Source organism: Lachnospiraceae bacterium GAM79, assembly GCA_020735665.1.
Lineage (GTDB): Bacteria > Bacillota > Clostridia > Lachnospirales > Lachnospiraceae > Coprococcus.
Genome location: CP085928.1, coordinates 24,799 through 41,363, shown reverse-complemented (window position 1 = coordinate 41,363; position 16,565 = coordinate 24,799). Strand labels below are relative to the sequence as shown.

At 40.6% G+C, this 16,565-nt stretch carries 13 protein-coding genes; 2 read left to right on the top strand and 11 right to left on the bottom strand.

The features are described from left to right. Positions 1-275: 275 nt before the first annotated feature. From ptsP to LK416_00155, 5 genes are all read right to left on the bottom strand, one after another. Positions 276-1,979, bottom strand: a complete 1,704-nt coding sequence (gene ptsP / locus LK416_00175) for a phosphoenolpyruvate--protein phosphotransferase (protein ID UEA74634.1) — start codon at positions 1,977-1,979, stop codon at positions 276-278. 40 nt (positions 1,980-2,019) lie between these two features. Then, positions 2,020-2,283, bottom strand: coding sequence for an HPr family phosphocarrier protein (locus LK416_00170; GenBank protein ID UEA74633.1), 264 nt, complete (start codon positions 2,281-2,283; stop codon positions 2,020-2,022). A 181-nt stretch (positions 2,284-2,464) separates the two neighbouring features. After that, complete coding sequence (locus tag LK416_00165; protein UEA74632.1) at positions 2,465-4,528, bottom strand: fructose-specific PTS transporter subunit EIIC; 2,064 nt, start codon at positions 4,526-4,528, stop codon at positions 2,465-2,467. A 78-nt stretch (positions 4,529-4,606) separates the two neighbouring features. Next, the gene (gene pfkB, locus LK416_00160; protein UEA74631.1) at positions 4,607-5,509 is read right to left on the bottom strand and encodes a 1-phosphofructokinase; all 903 of its coding nucleotides are present in this window, start codon (positions 5,507-5,509) and stop codon (positions 4,607-4,609) included. After that, positions 5,506-6,258: a DeoR/GlpR family DNA-binding transcription regulator gene (locus LK416_00155; GenBank protein UEA74630.1), complete on the bottom strand. Its 753-nt coding sequence runs from the start codon at positions 6,256-6,258 to the stop codon at positions 5,506-5,508. The genes pfkB and LK416_00155 overlap by 4 nt, the downstream gene beginning before the upstream one ends. A 506-nt stretch (positions 6,259-6,764) precedes the next feature. Here LK416_00155 and LK416_00150 point away from each other — a divergent pair. Together LK416_00150 and LK416_00145 are read left to right on the top strand one after the other, a co-directional pair. Continuing rightward, complete coding sequence (locus LK416_00150) at positions 6,765-7,646, top strand: Ig-like domain-containing protein (protein UEA74629.1); 882 nt, start codon at positions 6,765-6,767, stop codon at positions 7,644-7,646. Between the two features lie 67 nt (positions 7,647-7,713). Then, positions 7,714-8,427, top strand: a complete 714-nt coding sequence (locus tag LK416_00145; GenBank protein UEA74628.1) for a GNAT family N-acetyltransferase — start codon at positions 7,714-7,716, stop codon at positions 8,425-8,427. A 106-nt stretch (positions 8,428-8,533) separates the two neighbouring features. Here the strand turns inward: LK416_00145 and argJ are convergent, their stop codons facing one another. The 6 genes from argJ to LK416_00115 form a co-directional block, all read right to left on the bottom strand. Then, the gene (gene argJ, locus LK416_00140) at positions 8,534-9,778 is read right to left on the bottom strand and encodes a bifunctional glutamate N-acetyltransferase/amino-acid acetyltransferase ArgJ (GenBank protein ID UEA75927.1); all 1,245 of its coding nucleotides are present in this window, start codon (positions 9,776-9,778) and stop codon (positions 8,534-8,536) included. Positions 9,779-9,894: 116 nt separating this feature from the next. Further along, entirely contained in the window at positions 9,895-11,574 is a 1,680-nt protein-coding gene (gltX, locus tag LK416_00135; protein UEA74627.1) for a glutamate--tRNA ligase, read from the bottom strand. A gap of 601 nt (positions 11,575-12,175) precedes the next feature. Continuing rightward, positions 12,176-13,150, bottom strand: a complete 975-nt coding sequence (locus LK416_00130) for an aldolase catalytic domain-containing protein (protein UEA74626.1) — start codon at positions 13,148-13,150, stop codon at positions 12,176-12,178. Positions 13,151-13,309: 159 nt separating this feature from the next. After that, the gene (locus LK416_00125) at positions 13,310-14,656 is read right to left on the bottom strand and encodes a DUF6034 family protein (protein ID UEA74625.1); all 1,347 of its coding nucleotides are present in this window, start codon (positions 14,654-14,656) and stop codon (positions 13,310-13,312) included. Next, positions 14,653-15,312 carry an ABC transporter ATP-binding protein gene (locus tag LK416_00120; GenBank protein ID UEA74624.1) on the bottom strand — a complete coding sequence of 220 codons (660 nt, stop codon included), beginning with the start codon at positions 15,310-15,312 and terminating at the stop codon, positions 14,653-14,655. Before LK416_00120 ends, LK416_00125 begins: the two co-directional genes overlap by 4 nt. Next, the gene (locus tag LK416_00115; GenBank protein ID UEA74623.1) at positions 15,309-16,562 is read right to left on the bottom strand and encodes an FtsX-like permease family protein; all 1,254 of its coding nucleotides are present in this window, start codon (positions 16,560-16,562) and stop codon (positions 15,309-15,311) included. Before LK416_00115 ends, LK416_00120 begins: the two co-directional genes overlap by 4 nt. Between the last annotated feature and the right edge of the window lie 3 nt (positions 16,563-16,565).

The following is a 16,565-nucleotide window of genomic DNA, read 5'->3' as shown; positions in this document are numbered from 1 at the left end:
AAAGTTCATCCTGCGTTAATTGCAGAAACTTTCATATCTGTTTTGTTTGGAACTATCCGATATATTACAAAAGCAACAGTTACTATATATTACACTATTATGTAGCAAGCCTTTTTCAACGCCGGTCCTTAGCGAGTTGCCATAAGCAAGGAGCTTAGTACCGCTGCGTTGAAATAGAGTGCAAACGACTTGCGGAATAATAGGTGTAATTATAGTACTAGTTGCTTTTAATATCTTTCATTCTGTTCCAAACAAAACAGATATGGGTTTTTCGCTTATCTTGCGGAGGCTTTTAACAGTTCAGCCACTTCAGCTTCTGTGGATAAGGACAATGCTTTTGCTGCAAGAGCATCTGCATCTGCCTTTGACCATTTGGCAATCGTGCCTCTGGTTCTTAAAACAGAAGTTGCCGATACACTGAACTCTCCCAGTCCAAAGGAGATCAGAAGTGGGATCAGTAACGGATCAGCAGCTGCTTCACCACACATACCTACCATGATGCCTGCTGCATTTCCTGCTTCAATAACATTCTTCATAGAACGAAGAACAGCAGGATTGTATGCGGAATACAGATATGCAACCTTGGCATTTCCTCTGTCAACTGCCATTGTGTACTGGGTCAGATCATTTGTACCGATACTGAAGAAATCAGCTTCCTTTGCCAGAAGATCTGCGATCAGGCTGGCTGCAGGAGTCTCGATCATAACGCCGACCTGAATATCCTTGTTATATGCGATTTTCTCTGAATCTAACTCCTTCTTAAGTTCCGCTACCAGTTCTTTTACCCGTCGAATCTCATCCACACAGGTAACAAGCGGAACCATGATCTTAATATCGCCAAATGCACTCGCACGAAGCAATGCACGAAGCTGTACCTTGTAGCTGTCCTCATTTTTCAGACAATATCTGACTGCACGGAAACCAAGGAACGGATTGTCTTCTTTTTCCAATCCGAGATACGGGATATCTTTGTCACCGCCGACATCCAGTGTACGGATAATAACTTCTTTACCCTGCATCGTCTCGGCTGCTGCCTTATATGCTTCAAACTGCTCGTCCTCTGTTGGCAAGCTGTCTGTTCCCATGAACAGGAACTCAGTACGGAATAAGCCTACGCCTTCACCATCAGCAGCTACAACACCCTTGGCATCCTCCGGATTGCCGATATTGCCATATAAAGCTACCTTTGTTCCATCAGCAGTTACTGTATCTTTTCCTCTGTAGATCTCAAGCAGTTCCTTCTCTTTCAGGTAATCTGCACGCTTTGTCTCATATTCTGCGATCTCATCCGTCGCAGGTTCTAAGATGCAAACGCCTTCGCATCCGTCTACAACTGCCATCATACCATCGGACACCTGATCTACGATACCATCTACACTAAGTACAGCAGGGATCTCAAGTGCTCTTGCAAGAATAGCTGAATGAGAAGTCTTACCGCCAATCTCGGTGATAATACCTGCTACATTTTCCTTTACGATTCCTGCTGTCATGGATGGTGTCAGATCCTTTGCGACGATCACTGTACCTGCCGGAACATCTCCGATATTAATATCCGGCGTACCGGTAAGGATCTTAAGCATACGGACACGGATATCTCCTACGTCAGTTGCTCTCTGTCTGGTCAGTTCATCATCTACCTGGGAGAACATGGATACGAACATATCACATACGCTGTCAACGGCTGCTTCTGCACATTCGCCATTACCGATCAACTCCTTGACCTGATCCTGCATAAATGGATCACTCATCAAAACGATATGTCCTTCCAGGATCTCTGCATTATGTTCTCCAACCTTTTCTTTCATTGCATCTGCCATTTTCTGAGTCTTTTCAACAAAAACTTCCATAGCATTCTCAAATCTCTGAAGTTCAGCATCTGTATCTGTTACTGTATGCTGCTTATATTCCGGTTTGCCATCACTGATGATGACAACCTTTCCGATGCCATAACCGGCTGAGCCGCCTATTCCTTTTAACATATCTTCTACCCCGCTTTCCAGATGAAAGAATGCTGTCTGACTATTCGCCAAGGCCGGATTCAACCAACTCTACTGCCTTTGCGAGAGCTGCCTGCTCGTCTTCACCGTCACACTCAATTGTCATCTCTGTTCCACACTTAATACATGCTGCAATGATCAGCATAACGCTCTTTGCGTTGATTCTCTTACCGGCAATATCGATTGTTACGTTACATTTGAACTTTGTCATTTCCTTTGCAAATACTCCTGCCGGTCTCATGTGTAATCCCTGCTCATTAATAACTTTAACTGTCTGTGATACCATAATTATCTTCTCCTTTTTATATCTCTTTTTATTTCTTTTATCATTTGTCCGATTCGGACAAACGCATGATCAACATTGATACTTTTGATTTAATATTTGAAATATTCCTGTTTTATTTATATCCGGCAGGAACAGATTCTTTCTGTTCCCACCGTTATTAAAAAGGATAGGGTTTTTGTTTTTATTCTTCTGCTACATTTTTCTTGATCAGACCGAGCAGTAAACAGGTTACTACAGAACCGATCACCCATGAAAGAATGTAGAATAATGGATGTCCTACTGTTGCAAATACGAAGATTCCTCCGTGTGGCGCCATCAGTGTACATTTGAATGCTGCTGATAATGCTCCTGCTACACCTGCACCAACCAGGGTACATGGGATAACATGAAGCGGATCTGCTGCTGCAAATGGAATCGCACCCTCTGTGATGAAGGAACAACCCATTACAAAGTTAGAAACGGCTGAGCCTCTTTCTGCCTTTGTGAATTTCTTAGGAAACAGCTTACATGCAAGTGCAATTCCCATTGGTGGAACCATACCGCCGATCATTACGGCTGCCATGGAAATGTAACATGCCTGAACGGCTGCATCACTCTGGGATGCACCGGCTGATACAAGGTCTGCTGCTGTAGAAAGCATTCCCGAGCCGAATACATAAGCTGCCTTGTTGATAGGACCGCCCATGTCGATCGCCATCATTGCTCCGAGGATCAGACCAAGGAGAGCTAACAGATTCTTATCTGCAAGTGATGTAAGCATATTGGAAAGTCCTGTATTTATAAGGCCGATCAATGGATTAAAGATAAATACCATCAATACGCCTACAAGGAAAATACCAACTAACGGATAGATCAATGTTGGCTTGATACCCTCTAATGACTGAGGGAACTTTGAACACATCTTCTTTAATAAAAGTACGATATAACCTGCAAGGAAACCTGCAAGAATACCACCTAAGAAACCGGATACTGTATTACCGGAGCCTTCGCCTACAAAACCGAATTTTGCAATAAAATTCTGGAATGGGGAAAGGCTTGCACCTGCCCATATATATTTTGCGATCGCTGCATTACCGGATGAAGCAAGAAGTCCGCCGGTAAATCCAACTGCAAGACCCGGACGATCTGCGATCGAATATGCGATATAACCTGCAAGTACCGGAACCATCAGTCCCATGGACAGATCTCCGACATATTTAAAGAATGCGGAAAGTGGTGTACAGGTACCGAAGTTTGAACCACCGGTTGAACCATATCCACAGATTGTATCGATCAGGAATGCCAGTGCGATCATGATACCGCCACCGATAACGAATGGAAGCATATGGGATACACCGCTCATCAGATGCTTGTAGATCTGACTTCCAACACCGCCTGCGCTTTCTTCCTCTGCTTTCTTTCCACTCTCATGATGCACCGAAACCTTGCCATCGATCACTTTATTGATAAGCTCTTCCGGTTTGTGGATACCATCTGCTACCTTTGTAAAAAGAACTGGCTTGCCGTCAAATCTTGCAGTCTCCACATTCTTATCGGCTGCTACGATAATACCGTCACATTCTTCAATCTCCTTTGCTGTCAGACGATTCTTAACACCGCCGGAGCCATTTGTTTCAACCTTGATCGTAATGCCCATTTCATTTCCTTTTTTCTCAAGGGCTTCCGCTGCCATAAATGTATGTGCGATACCGGTCGGACATGCTGTAACTGCAAGGACTCTGTATCCTGTCTTTTCCGGTGCGTTTTCTTTCTTATCTTCTGTTGCTTCTCCAAGTTCATCCGCGAACTTTTCCATCTCATATTTGCTGCAGATATCTAAGAACTGATCTGCATTCTTTGCTGCAAGAAGTTCTGCTCTGAAGTTCTCATCCATCAGCAACATACTGAGTCTTGATAATACTTCCAGATGTACATCTGCGCCCTTTTCCGGTGCTGCGATCATGAAGAACAGGTTTGCAGGCTGTCCGTCTAATGAATCATAATCTACACCGTCCGGTACTGTCATAGCTGCAAGTCCCGGCTGCTTAACTGCTGCATTCTTGGAATGAGGAATCGCGATTCCCTCTCCAACTCCGGTCGAACCGGATTCTTCTCTTGCAAGAATTCCTTTCTTGAATTCTGCCTTATCTGTTATATTGCCCGATTTTGCATGAAGATCGATCAGATAATCAATCGCTGCGTCTTTAGAATCTACTTTTACACCAAGGGCAATTCCTTCTTTTTTTAATAACTCCCTTATTCTCATACTCATTCTCCTTTATTCAAATACCGGTTTATCAGGATCTGGTCAGGTCAGTCGATTCTTCTCCCTTTTCCCCAACTGTTAAAATTGTCCTAAAAGCTTCTCAACCTGGTCTTTAGTTGCAAGTCCTTCTGAAAATGCGGTTGCGCTGCCTGTTGCTGCGCCGTATTTTAATGCTTTCTTGTAATCATGCTCTGCAAAATAGCTTGCGATAAATCCTGCCACCATGGAATCTCCGGCTCCTACAGAATTAACAACTTTTCCTTTTGGAACGCCCATTCTGTATGTCTCTCCGTTCTCTGTGATCAGCATAGATCCGTCTCCTGCCATAGAGACCGCTACGTTTCTTGCTCCAAGTGCCTGTAATTTCTTTGCATATTCTTCAATCTCCTCATCGGAATGAAGTGTTACGCCAAACATTTCTCCAAGCTCGAAGTTATTCGGCTTGATAAGAAACGGATGATACTTGAGAACATTTAACAAGAGATCCTTCGTAGCATCGACTACGATATCAACCTTCTTGCCTGCAAGTCTTGCCATGATTTTCTCGTACACATCAGATGGTAAAGATGGTGGGATCGCTCCTGCCAGAACCAGACAGTCACCGTCTGTTAAACCATCTAATTTCTTATAAAGTTCTTCCAGTTCTGCATCGCTGATATTGGGGCCTTTTCCATTGATCTCTGTTTCTTCTCCGGCTTTCAGCTTAACATTGATTCTGCTAACGCCATCTGAAACCGTGATGAAATCAGCTTTTACACCAAGGGCAGCGACTCCTTCTTCAATCGCTTTTCCGGTAAAGCCTGCAACAAATCCAAGTGCTACAGAATCTACGCCCAAATTCTTAAGGACTGTCGAAACATTGATTCCCTTTCCACCGTAGAACAGGGCTTCTTCTCTGCTTCTGTTTACCGAACCGATTTCCAGTTTTTCCATTCTGACAACATAATCGATTGCCGGATTGAAAGTTACTGTGTAGATCATTCCTTCATTACCTCCTTTATGACTGTTGCATCTGCATACTTATCATTTACAAGTCGGTCGGTGATAATACACGCCTTCTTGATTCCTGCAAATGTAACCGCTGTAACCTTGTCAAACTTCGTGTGATCGGCAAGGACAACACTTGCATAAGATCGGTTGACCGCTTCCATCTTTACAAGTGCTTCTTCTACATCGACTGTCGTGAAACCGTAATCTGTATGTACACCGTTAGTTCCAAGGAAGCATTTTGAGAAATTGAACATCTTCATATTATTTACAGCATCTGCACCTACCGTAGATTCTGTGACCGGCTTTCCGAGTCCTCCGATCATGTATGCCCGAAGTCCTTTGTTCATCAGCCGTTTGATATGTGCAATTCCGTTTGTGACAAATGTCGCTCTGGTTGATTCCAGATACTCGATCATCCATCCGGTACTTGTTCCTGCATCTATGAAAATAAAATCGTCATCATTGATCATATTCACCGCATACCGCGCAATTGCTTTCTTTTCTTCCACACAGAGCTGCTCTTTTACACTGACCGCAATCTCATCTGCAATAAACTGGTGTGCAACTGCTGTAGCTCCTCCGTGTACCTTATTCAGTTTTCCCATTTCATCGAGAGCGATAAGATCCCGCCTTATGGTTGATTCTGATGCTCCTGTGCACTCTGTCATTTCTGCAACTGTGATCGTTCCTTTGTTCTTCAGAGCTTCCAGTATCTTGTTATATCTTTCTTCCGTAAGCATATATATTGGTCTCCTTATTATCAAATCATTTTATTATTTGCAATTCAATTCATATATATGCATTATAACCGATTTTTCATTCAAAATCAATCATATTCGTTCAACTTAGATTTATATTAACACACATTTCGTTCAGAATCAATCATTAATTTGCATTATTTTGAAGTTTTTTGAACAAATATGAAAGAAACAGAATTAAAGAAAGCAGGCAGTCTCGTTATAAGACCACCTGCCGGTCGATAACCAATCTGCTATATCGAATATTGCTGATTGATATATGACATCAGCCAAAGGGTCATAGCTGCGCCTCTTCCAAAAAGGATTTCATTATAGAGTTCTTTTTTGCGTACGAAATTCTAAAATATAAAATGGGACATCACCATATATTTCCGGTTGTTCCTGTCTAAAATTACATATATAATATAAATATCTGCATTAGCTGATATGGGGGGACTTATTAAGTTAACAGATCAAATATTTTATTACATAGTTCGGAGGTAATTTCTATGAAACATTCCAATTCTTTCTGGAAACGTACAATCATCGGATGCAGCCTGCTCGGTATGGTTATCGTAACTGCATTGCCAGCACAGGCAGCAGTTCAGGCAGCAACTTTAAATGAGCGCACAGTTTCCGCTGTCAGTACATACACAGGCACCAATGCTGCCCTTGCCACAAGTAAGACCGCAGCTATAAACACTGCCACTTCTACTACAAATACAACCACAAATGATGCCACCCTTACCGCAAGCAAGACCACGGCCAAGAAAGCTGCACTGAATAAAACATCTTTAAAGCTGAAGAAGGGCAAAACTTACCAGTTAAAAACAAAAAATGTAAAGGGAACGGTAACATGGAGATCTTCTAATAAGAAGATTGCCACAGTTTCAAAGAAAGGTAAGGTTACTGCAAAAAAGGCAGGCTCCACCGTTATTAAAGCTACCTATAAAAAGAACGGAAAGATAAAGACATTAAAGTGCAAGGTCACTGTTACAGCAGCGAAAAAAGAATCCCGTGAAGAGACTGTAAAAAAGAAAATCCTTGCATTACAGAATACATATAAAGAAGGTACAACATGGACAAATGACAACTTCTATCTCTGGAAGGCAAAGAACATGTACTGCTATGGCTGTATCGCCCTTGCCGGAAAGATCAGTGATACTGTATTCGGCAAAGATGCACCTGTAAAAACGCATAAAGATTTCTCCGCGATCAAGAACGGCGACCATATCCGGATCGGTAATTATCATTCCGTTATCGTCATCTCACATACGAGCGATTCCGTAACAGTAGTAGAGGGAAACTACAACTCCTCCATTCACTGGTTCCGAACCATAACGAAATCTTCCCTGCAGCAAACAGGCTTTTCAGTAGATACACGGTATTAAGCACAGTTCAAATGCAAATCATTCATTTCAGGGAGATAAGTTTTTATCTCCCTGTTTGACTATACTTATGGAGAAAATCATGAATAATTCTTATATTAATAAAGATGAGATAAATAATAAAATATATGACTACATTGCCGGCTACATAAATTGTTCAACAGATCAATTAAAAGAAGAAGGCACACATTTCGTAAAGAACAAAAAGGCTGCTAAAAATTATGTTAAAATTCTCAGCATCAGAGATACAAATATCATTTCTCTGTCTGAAGAAAAATATGAACTTGGAAAACAACTGTTATCAGGTAAAACTCGAAACGAATTATATGAAAGTACCTTGATTTTTGGTCAGACTATTCATTACATTCCTGACCTGAAACAAATGGTTAAATTACCTCTTTCAGATACCTTTTCGTTCAAATTATATGAAGGTAACAACCTTAAAACATTATGTGATATCGAGGGCTTTGAAAATTCACTGGCTTTTGATGCAGAAGGAAATACAAATACAACCATCGTTTTATGTGCAATAAAAGATAACGAAATAATAGCAATTGCGGGTGCTGCTCCCACCGGTAAACTGATGGAAGTTGGAATTGATGTAAAAAAGAAATGGAGAGGATATGGTCTAGCCCGTTTGCTGGTTAGAAATCTGACAGTTGAAATTCTGGAACGAAATATGATTCCATTTTATAGTGCATCTGTTACAAATCTGGCTTCCCAAGCAGTAGCCATCCGAAGCGGCTATATGCCACTCTGGACGGATTCATTTGGGACACGCTAATCAGCGCACTATAAGTATAAAAAATAACCGCCCAGCCTGCAAACTGCGAGCGGTTATTTTTAACCAATCATATCAAGGCTAACCGTCTATCGGTAGCACTTTTTATTTATGAACGATAATCCCCGTTGATCTTAACGTAATCATAAGTCAGGTCACAGCCCCACGCCTTGGCGGATGCTTCGCCCTGATTCAGATTGACGTTAATATAGATATCATCCTCAGATAATACCTCAGAGGCTTTTTCCTCAGAAAATGGAATACCGGAACCATTTCTGCACACCTCTACGATTCCCTTCTCAGATTCAAGATCTACATCTACTTTATCGATATCGAAATCTGCTTCTGCATATCCGATCGCACAGAGAATACGTCCCCAGTTTGCATCTTCACCAAACATCGCACATTTGGTCAGTGGGGAACGGATAATGCTCTTTGCGACGATGATCGCTGTGTCCTGATCCGGTGCTCCTGATACTGTACATTCCAGCATCTTGCTTGCGCCCTCTCCATCACTTGCGAGCATCATCGTCATACACTCCATAACGATGTACAGTGCTTTCTTGAAAATTGCATAGTCGTCATTTTCTGTTACGATCTCTTCATTTCCTGCAAGTCCGTTTGCCATGACACTTAAAGTATCATTTGTCGATGTATCACCATCTATAGACAGACAATTATAGGTTACCTTTACGATCTCACTCAGAGCCTTCTGGATCATATCGGCTGAGATTGCAACATCCGTTGTGATAAAGTTCAGCGTGGTTGCCATATTCGGATGAATCATACCGCTTCCCTTTGCCATTCCACCAAGACGACAGGTCTTGCCACCAAGTGTGAATTCTACTGCAACCTGCTTATCAACTGTATCTGTCGTCATGATCGCATTTGCAGCCTTATCATTGCCATCGGCACTTAAACCGCCAGCAAGCTCTTTCATGTGCTCTTCAAATGGTTCGATCGGAATGATCTGACCAATCACACCGGTCGATGCATTGATGATCATATCTGCATCGATTCCCAGTGCATCTGCTGCCAGCTCGCAGATCCGCTCTGCCTTTTCCACGCCATCCGCATTACAGGTATTTGCATTCTTTGAATTAACGACAACTGCCATGGCTTTGCCGCCTGTTGCCTTCAGATGCTCCTTAGTTACAAGGATTGGCGCACCTTTTACCTTGTTCTGTGTATATACGGCTGCTGCATTACAGACTGTACTGCTGTAAACCATACCCAGATCATTCTTATTCTTATCGGAATTCAGTCCGCAGTTTATACCATTTGCCACAAATCCCTTTGCTGCACAGACACCACCATCTACATATGTGTATCCTTCGTATGTTTTCTTCTTCATAATCATCCGTAGCCAAATCCTGTCGACTTCCACGTTCTGTTCCGCTACTGCCGATCAGTGATTCGCCACTGCCTCCTTTTTAAGATATATAAAACTCTGCCTGTATTTCTATTATCTTACTTACCGATCGCTGCCAGGAACTTGTCCAGTCTTCCGATCGTACGATCCTTGCCGATCACGTTCATGATCGTAGCAAGATCCGGTGAATTCTTCTTACCGGTTACTGCCACACGAACGATCGTGCAGACATCTGTGATCGATCCCTTATAAGCATCCGGATTCTTCTTATACTCCTTGACATTCGGACAATAGCCAAGCTTGTCGCCCATCACCTTCATCTCGGCAAACCAGTTCTCTGCATCTAAGAACAGATCCTTCTTATATTCATTGATGATCTCTGCCATCTGATCTGCATTATACTTCTCATCGACCTCGTAGGAAAGCTTCAGTTCATCCTCCGGCACATAGAGATAGCCGAACATCTCTGCCAGATCTGACCACTTACCAACATCCTTACGGACTTTATTTCCGGACATCTTCCAGAGACTGATCGTCTTTAAGAAGCTCTCTTTATCATTTGTGCCAAATTCATACAGCTTCTCATCAAATTCTTTTGCCCATGCCATAATCTTCTCATAGCACTTTTCTTCTGAAAATGTGGAGATCATCTCTTTGCTGACATCATTTAACTTCACCATGTCAAATAATGCACCGGATGCCGGCATCTTCGCAAGTGACAATGTGAAATCATCGATCGTCTTATCCGGATTTGCTGCATGCCATTCCTCATAATTGGAATTGGCGATCGTCATCAGATATTCCAGTACACTCTCGGATGGATAACCCTGCTCCTGATAGAAGCCAACGGCTGCCTCCGGGTCTTTTCTCTTACTAAGCTTTCTCTTATGCTGATGTTCATTTCCATCCTCATCAACGGATATTTCCATCTTCATAATTGGTGAAATATGTGCATACTCAGGAAGTTCAAATCCGCACAGTTCAAATAACTGCTTATGAAGCGGATAGGATGCAAGCCATTCATCACCACGGATGACCATATTTGTTCTCATAAAATGATCGTCTACTGCATGTGCAAAATGATAGGTTGGGATTCCATCAGATTTTAACAGTACAACATCCATCATGTTCTCAGGCATCTCGATCTTACCACGGATCGGGTCACTGTAAACAACTGTCTTGCCTGCCTCGCCCGGGCTCTTAAGTCTGACAACATAAGGCTCTCCGGCTGCCAATTTCTCCTCGATCTGCTCGTATGTCAGATTTCTTCCAACTGCATACTCTCCATAATATCCGATATCTACCTTTGCAGCCTCCTGCTTTGCTCTTATCGCATCCAGTTCTTCCGCAGTTGTAAAATCAGGATATGCATATCCCTCCTGCATCAGCTTCTTAACGCAAATCTGATAGATCTCTTTTCTCTCGCTCTGCTTATATGGTGCATATGTGACAGGGCTTCCTTCAAATGGTCCCTCATCAAATCCAAGATCAAACTTGTTTAAGGAATTGATGATCTCCTCCACGCCATTTTCAAGCTCTCTCTTTCTGTCTGTATCTTCTATTCTAAGATAAAACACACCACCGCTCTGCTTTGCAAGTTTTCTTGATATCATAGCAGCATATAAACCACCGATATGCATATATCCGGTTGGGCTTGGCGCAAATCTCGTTACCTTCGCACCCTCCGGCAAGTCTCTCTTTGGAAATCTTGCTTCGAGATCGTCTACCGTTCCTGTTATATCCGGGAATATTAATTCTGCTAATTTGTTATAATCCATCTTATCTGCCACCTCTTATATCAAATCTATTTTTCGTTTCTTACCGCCTGACAGCACCTAATCGACTGTCAAAACACATATAGTAAAAAATACCACAAACCCCACATTTTGTACAGTTGTTTATTTCCTGTACACCACCGTACACCGTACGCCGTACAGTATGGGTTGACGGATATCTCCGATACGCTTCGTTTTCTATTCGGTTCACGCGCCCATTTGCCTGCAGTCGCCCAAACTCGCCTTTCAGGCTCAAACAATGGGCTTAATGCAGGCAGCTAGCGCAAACCTCATTACGAAAGCCTCGCTATGATCGTTGATATCCGTCAACCCATACTGTCGGCTGGTACCGGCATTGGCTGGTAATGCTTTTTCTGAACGGGGTACGTCTTGAAGATACTGCTCGAAGTTCGTAGAACTTATATTATATCTACAGTCTCCAAAGCGTAAATAAAATGGAAGACAGTTTTCCATATGATTCGCAAGTCTTGACATCCAACTTGTTACATATAGTAAATACTGTCTTCCATTTTTATTTCATATATTATTATCTGCCAAGCTGAACAATATCTGTAATACAGCACAAGCTACTACTCACAGTTGCTTATTCGCGATAAAGTAAGTAGCTGTACATGTCAGCGTATTCGTGTTTGCCCTGTTTGATGAAATCAATGGCCTCTCTTGGATGCTGGTTCAGCATACCGGTCAGCATGTACGGTACATCATAGCCCCATACAGCATCACCCTTTTCCTTTAACGGAACCATGTAACGCTCAATGAACTTCAGGATATGGTACAGATTGTACTTTGGATTACGAAGGAAGCCAAGCAGCAATTCCATCGCGCAATTTCCTGCACCTCGTCCCATAGAGCTTACCGTTCCATCTAACATGCTTGCTCCATGTCTCATTGCTTCAACAGTATTTGCATATGCCATCTTCATGTTGTCATGTGCATGAATACCAATCTTCTTACCGTATTTCTCTCCAACTGCCACATATTTCTGTGTCAGTCTCTGGATCTGCTCCGGGTATAAAGAGCCGTAGCTGTCTACAATGTAGATTCCGTCTACATTTGATTTGCCTAACATCTCAAGAGCGATATCGATCTCTGACTCCTGATCCTTTGAGATTGCCATAATGTTACAGGTCGTCTCATATCCCTTTGCATGTGCATCCTCTATCATCTCGATCGCAGCAGGCATGGTGTTGATGTATGTAGCCACACGTATCATGTCAATAACACTGTCTGCTCTGTCAATAATATCTGTCTTGTAATCGCATCTTCCGACATCCGCCATAACAGATATCTTCATCTCTGTATTATTCTCTCCGACTATACTGCGAATGGCTTCTTCGTCACAGAACTTCCACTTTCCGAACTTTTCTACATCGAACATCTCCTTGGAAGCCTTGTAGCCGAATTCCATATAATCAACACCAGCCTTCAAATTTGCTTCATAAAGTGCTTTTACAAATTCATCTGTAAAATAAAAATCGTTGACAAGTCCTCCATCTCGAATTGTAGCATCAAGCACCTGAATATCAGGTCTGTACGTGATCATATCTCCGCCTATCATCGCTGTTTCCTCCTAAATCTTTTTTATCACCTGATGAGCCGATCAAACTCCCAGGGTTATCCAACGCTCTTTCTATTTATTTTCTCACTTTAACGCGTTGGTGTGAGTATAGTATAACAGCTTTTTAAAATAATGCAAGCACTTTTTTACTTCAACGCACTAAAACGTGCAAATTGTAATAAATTTTCCTGTACATGCATCAATTATCAACATTTCATTGGGATAGGCATCTATCTGATATTCTAATGAAATTTCATCCAATGACAAAAATACCCATACCGGCGAGAGTACAAATTCTCCATTATCCTGAAGCGTCATGCAATAAGTTAACCGTGCGTAATTAAAAATGATATCTCCTGATATATTATCATTAGAATAATTATCAAATTCTAAGGATACTGTTTCTAATAATTTATCCCAATCCATCAATACCTGTTGATCCTGTTTGCTATCTGACCTCTGATATTTTTGACGGCATACAATACCAACAATTCCATTATCATTTATGTTAACCTCATAAATTTGGGATGTCATACTTCTTTGATCACCTTCAATTGGTGACAAAATATTCGTTTCATCACAAAATCCAAGGTAGGCAGGATTTGATTCTACTGCATCTGTAAAAGTAATATAGTAACCATCATATATAACACTTTCTTCATTCTGTCCCAACGCCAGATCACGACATAGCCACTCTGCTGTTGCCGCTTCTGCCATCATTACATTTCCGATTCCTATATCAGCAAAAAAATCACCCGCTTCTTTAATTGCTTCTTCTTTACTGATCTCCGCCCTATTCAGTTCATTGGTTTGAATAAGTTCTTGTTCTTTACCATCTCCATATTCTGTAATGCAGTATGCATATGTTATGTCGTCTGCATGTATAACATCATATGTTAATTCTTCGGGATAACGTTTTAACTCAAAACCATCCCCACTTTCTGTAAAATTCAGCAGGAACGTCTTTCCATCTATGTATCCAATATATGAATCTGACTCATATTCTCCTGCAGGATGCAATGGTGCTGCCTGTGTCTTTTTCTGTTCTTCTTCAGCTGCCATTTCTCTATAAGCTTCTACCGCATCTTTATCTCCCTGTTTTTTTGCTATATCTTCACATTTTTTATAATAACAAATATTTTCATCATGCATTTCCTTAGACAATTTTCCATTATATTCATATATTTCATTGTCCTTATCAAATATACATTCCGCTACCTTTTTCTTATAATCTCTATCTATTTGAATCTCTTTATATCGTATCGATTCCATACGGTCTGTCTCCGGTAATATAATATTCTCTGTATCAAGCAATATCTTTTTCCCATTGGTCTCTCCAAATTCAAATGATTCCTTTTCCGGTATATTTAATTCTCCTCTCAAACCGGGTTCTGCATAATCATCCATTTCCTCATTAATATCTGCCCCTACTTTTCTCTGGCATCCAGTCAACGCCACACAGATAAGTAATAAAAAAGCAGTTTTTTTCAGATTATTTATTATCATACTAATCTTCCATCCTCTATCCGTATTATACGATCACCCATTTGTGCTACATTTTCATCATGTGTGACAACAATCACTGTTTTGCCCTGTTGATTTACTTTCTTTAAAATTTTCATAATCTCTTGTCCGGTCATTTTATCCAATGCACCCGTCGGCTCATCTGCCAGAATTATATTTTTATTTGCAACCAACGCTCTTGCGATCGCACACCTCTGCTGTTGTCCCCCTGATAAATTAGCCGGAAGTTTTTTCCAATAATCTGCAATTCCCACCATATCCAAGCTTTGCATAACGATTTCTTTTCTTTTTTTCTTCGGAATATTTAATGCTATTAACGGTATCTCCACATTTTCAAAAACCGTATAATGTTTCATAAGGGCAAATTGTTGAAAAATAAATCCTACATTTTCTTTTCTGAAATTATGAAGTTCATTTTCCTTCAACTCATGTACTGCTATATCATTATAAAAATATTCGCCTTCCGTCAGCCGATCCATTCCTCCTAAAATATTTAACAGGGTACTTTTCCCTGAACCAGAAGTTCCCATAATAGAAATATAAGCTCCATCTTCTATCTCCAGAGAAATTCCATTTAATGCTGCTGTCGATACATCACCAGTTACATATGTCTTTCTTACATTATTTAATCTAATCATAATTCATCTCCTATTAATTCTGCTCCTGAGTGATTTTTTATCAATCTAATCGGGATAACGGATGAAAGCATTATCATAAAGACACCTGCTAATACATTCATAACCAATACATTTTTATATATCACCATAGTTAATATTCTTTGAGACTCATATACTGCTTCAAAAAAATATTTTGCAAGAAGTGCCACCACAGGAATTACTAAAATAATTGCGATTAACATTTTCCATATATTTTCAATTAAAATAATTGAAATTATATCTTTCTGATTCCATCCATTCGCATACAAAATACCATACTCATATTTTCGTGTGAGAATATTCATACTTTGATAACAAGTCAATGATACACATGCTGATATTGCCACAATAAAAAACAATTCCAATAAATATCTGCGTATATCCTTGGTTGATGACTCAACGCTGCTCATAACGGCTGCCAGATTCTTAACAGAGATACTTATATTCTCGCGGTCTGCTAACATATTCAATCTATTCTTTGCATCATCAAATGTATAATCATGGTTTACACAAAAATAAAGGTTCCAATATCCCGCTTCTGTTTCATTTACTTCTATAACCCCATAATCTAAAGAAGTAGTTGTATGAATTGAATATTTATTCACATCCGTTATGTCCATAACAGGAATAACCTGGTTTCTTTTTATATAACCTGCAATGATCCCCTGTTTGTCGCATCCATTTAGTTCTATTACATCACCTATGTGCAATATTTTTTTATATTGGAATCCGGCATAAACCGCTTCATATCCCCTGCGCAATGCATCATCTATTGTAATATAGCCCGCTTCCAGATTTATACTCAGCATTGAAAACATATCTTTACTAACATTCCAAGTCTCAACATATGAATCCGAATTATACAATTCATCTTTCTCTTCCTTGTTATTTGCCTGTTTCTCTGCTACAGTTCTCCAGCTATCTCCATTTTCAATTTTATTCTCCATTGTCCCAAGCATTTTTATATATTTTTGTGTTTTCATATATTCAATAAATTTCAAACACTTTTCATAATCTTCTTCATTTTCTATCTGTACCATCCCAATGTTTTTAATGTCTTCTTTATATGCTTTCTGCGTTTCATTATAAAAATTACCACTCGTATGCATAATTAGAATTACAACAGACAGTACCAATAATGTGACGGTATTCAGCAAAATTCCTTCCCATATCTTAGAACTATGCAGGCACATATTATCAACTGCAAATTTTAGTCTATATCGAAATTTCATCCA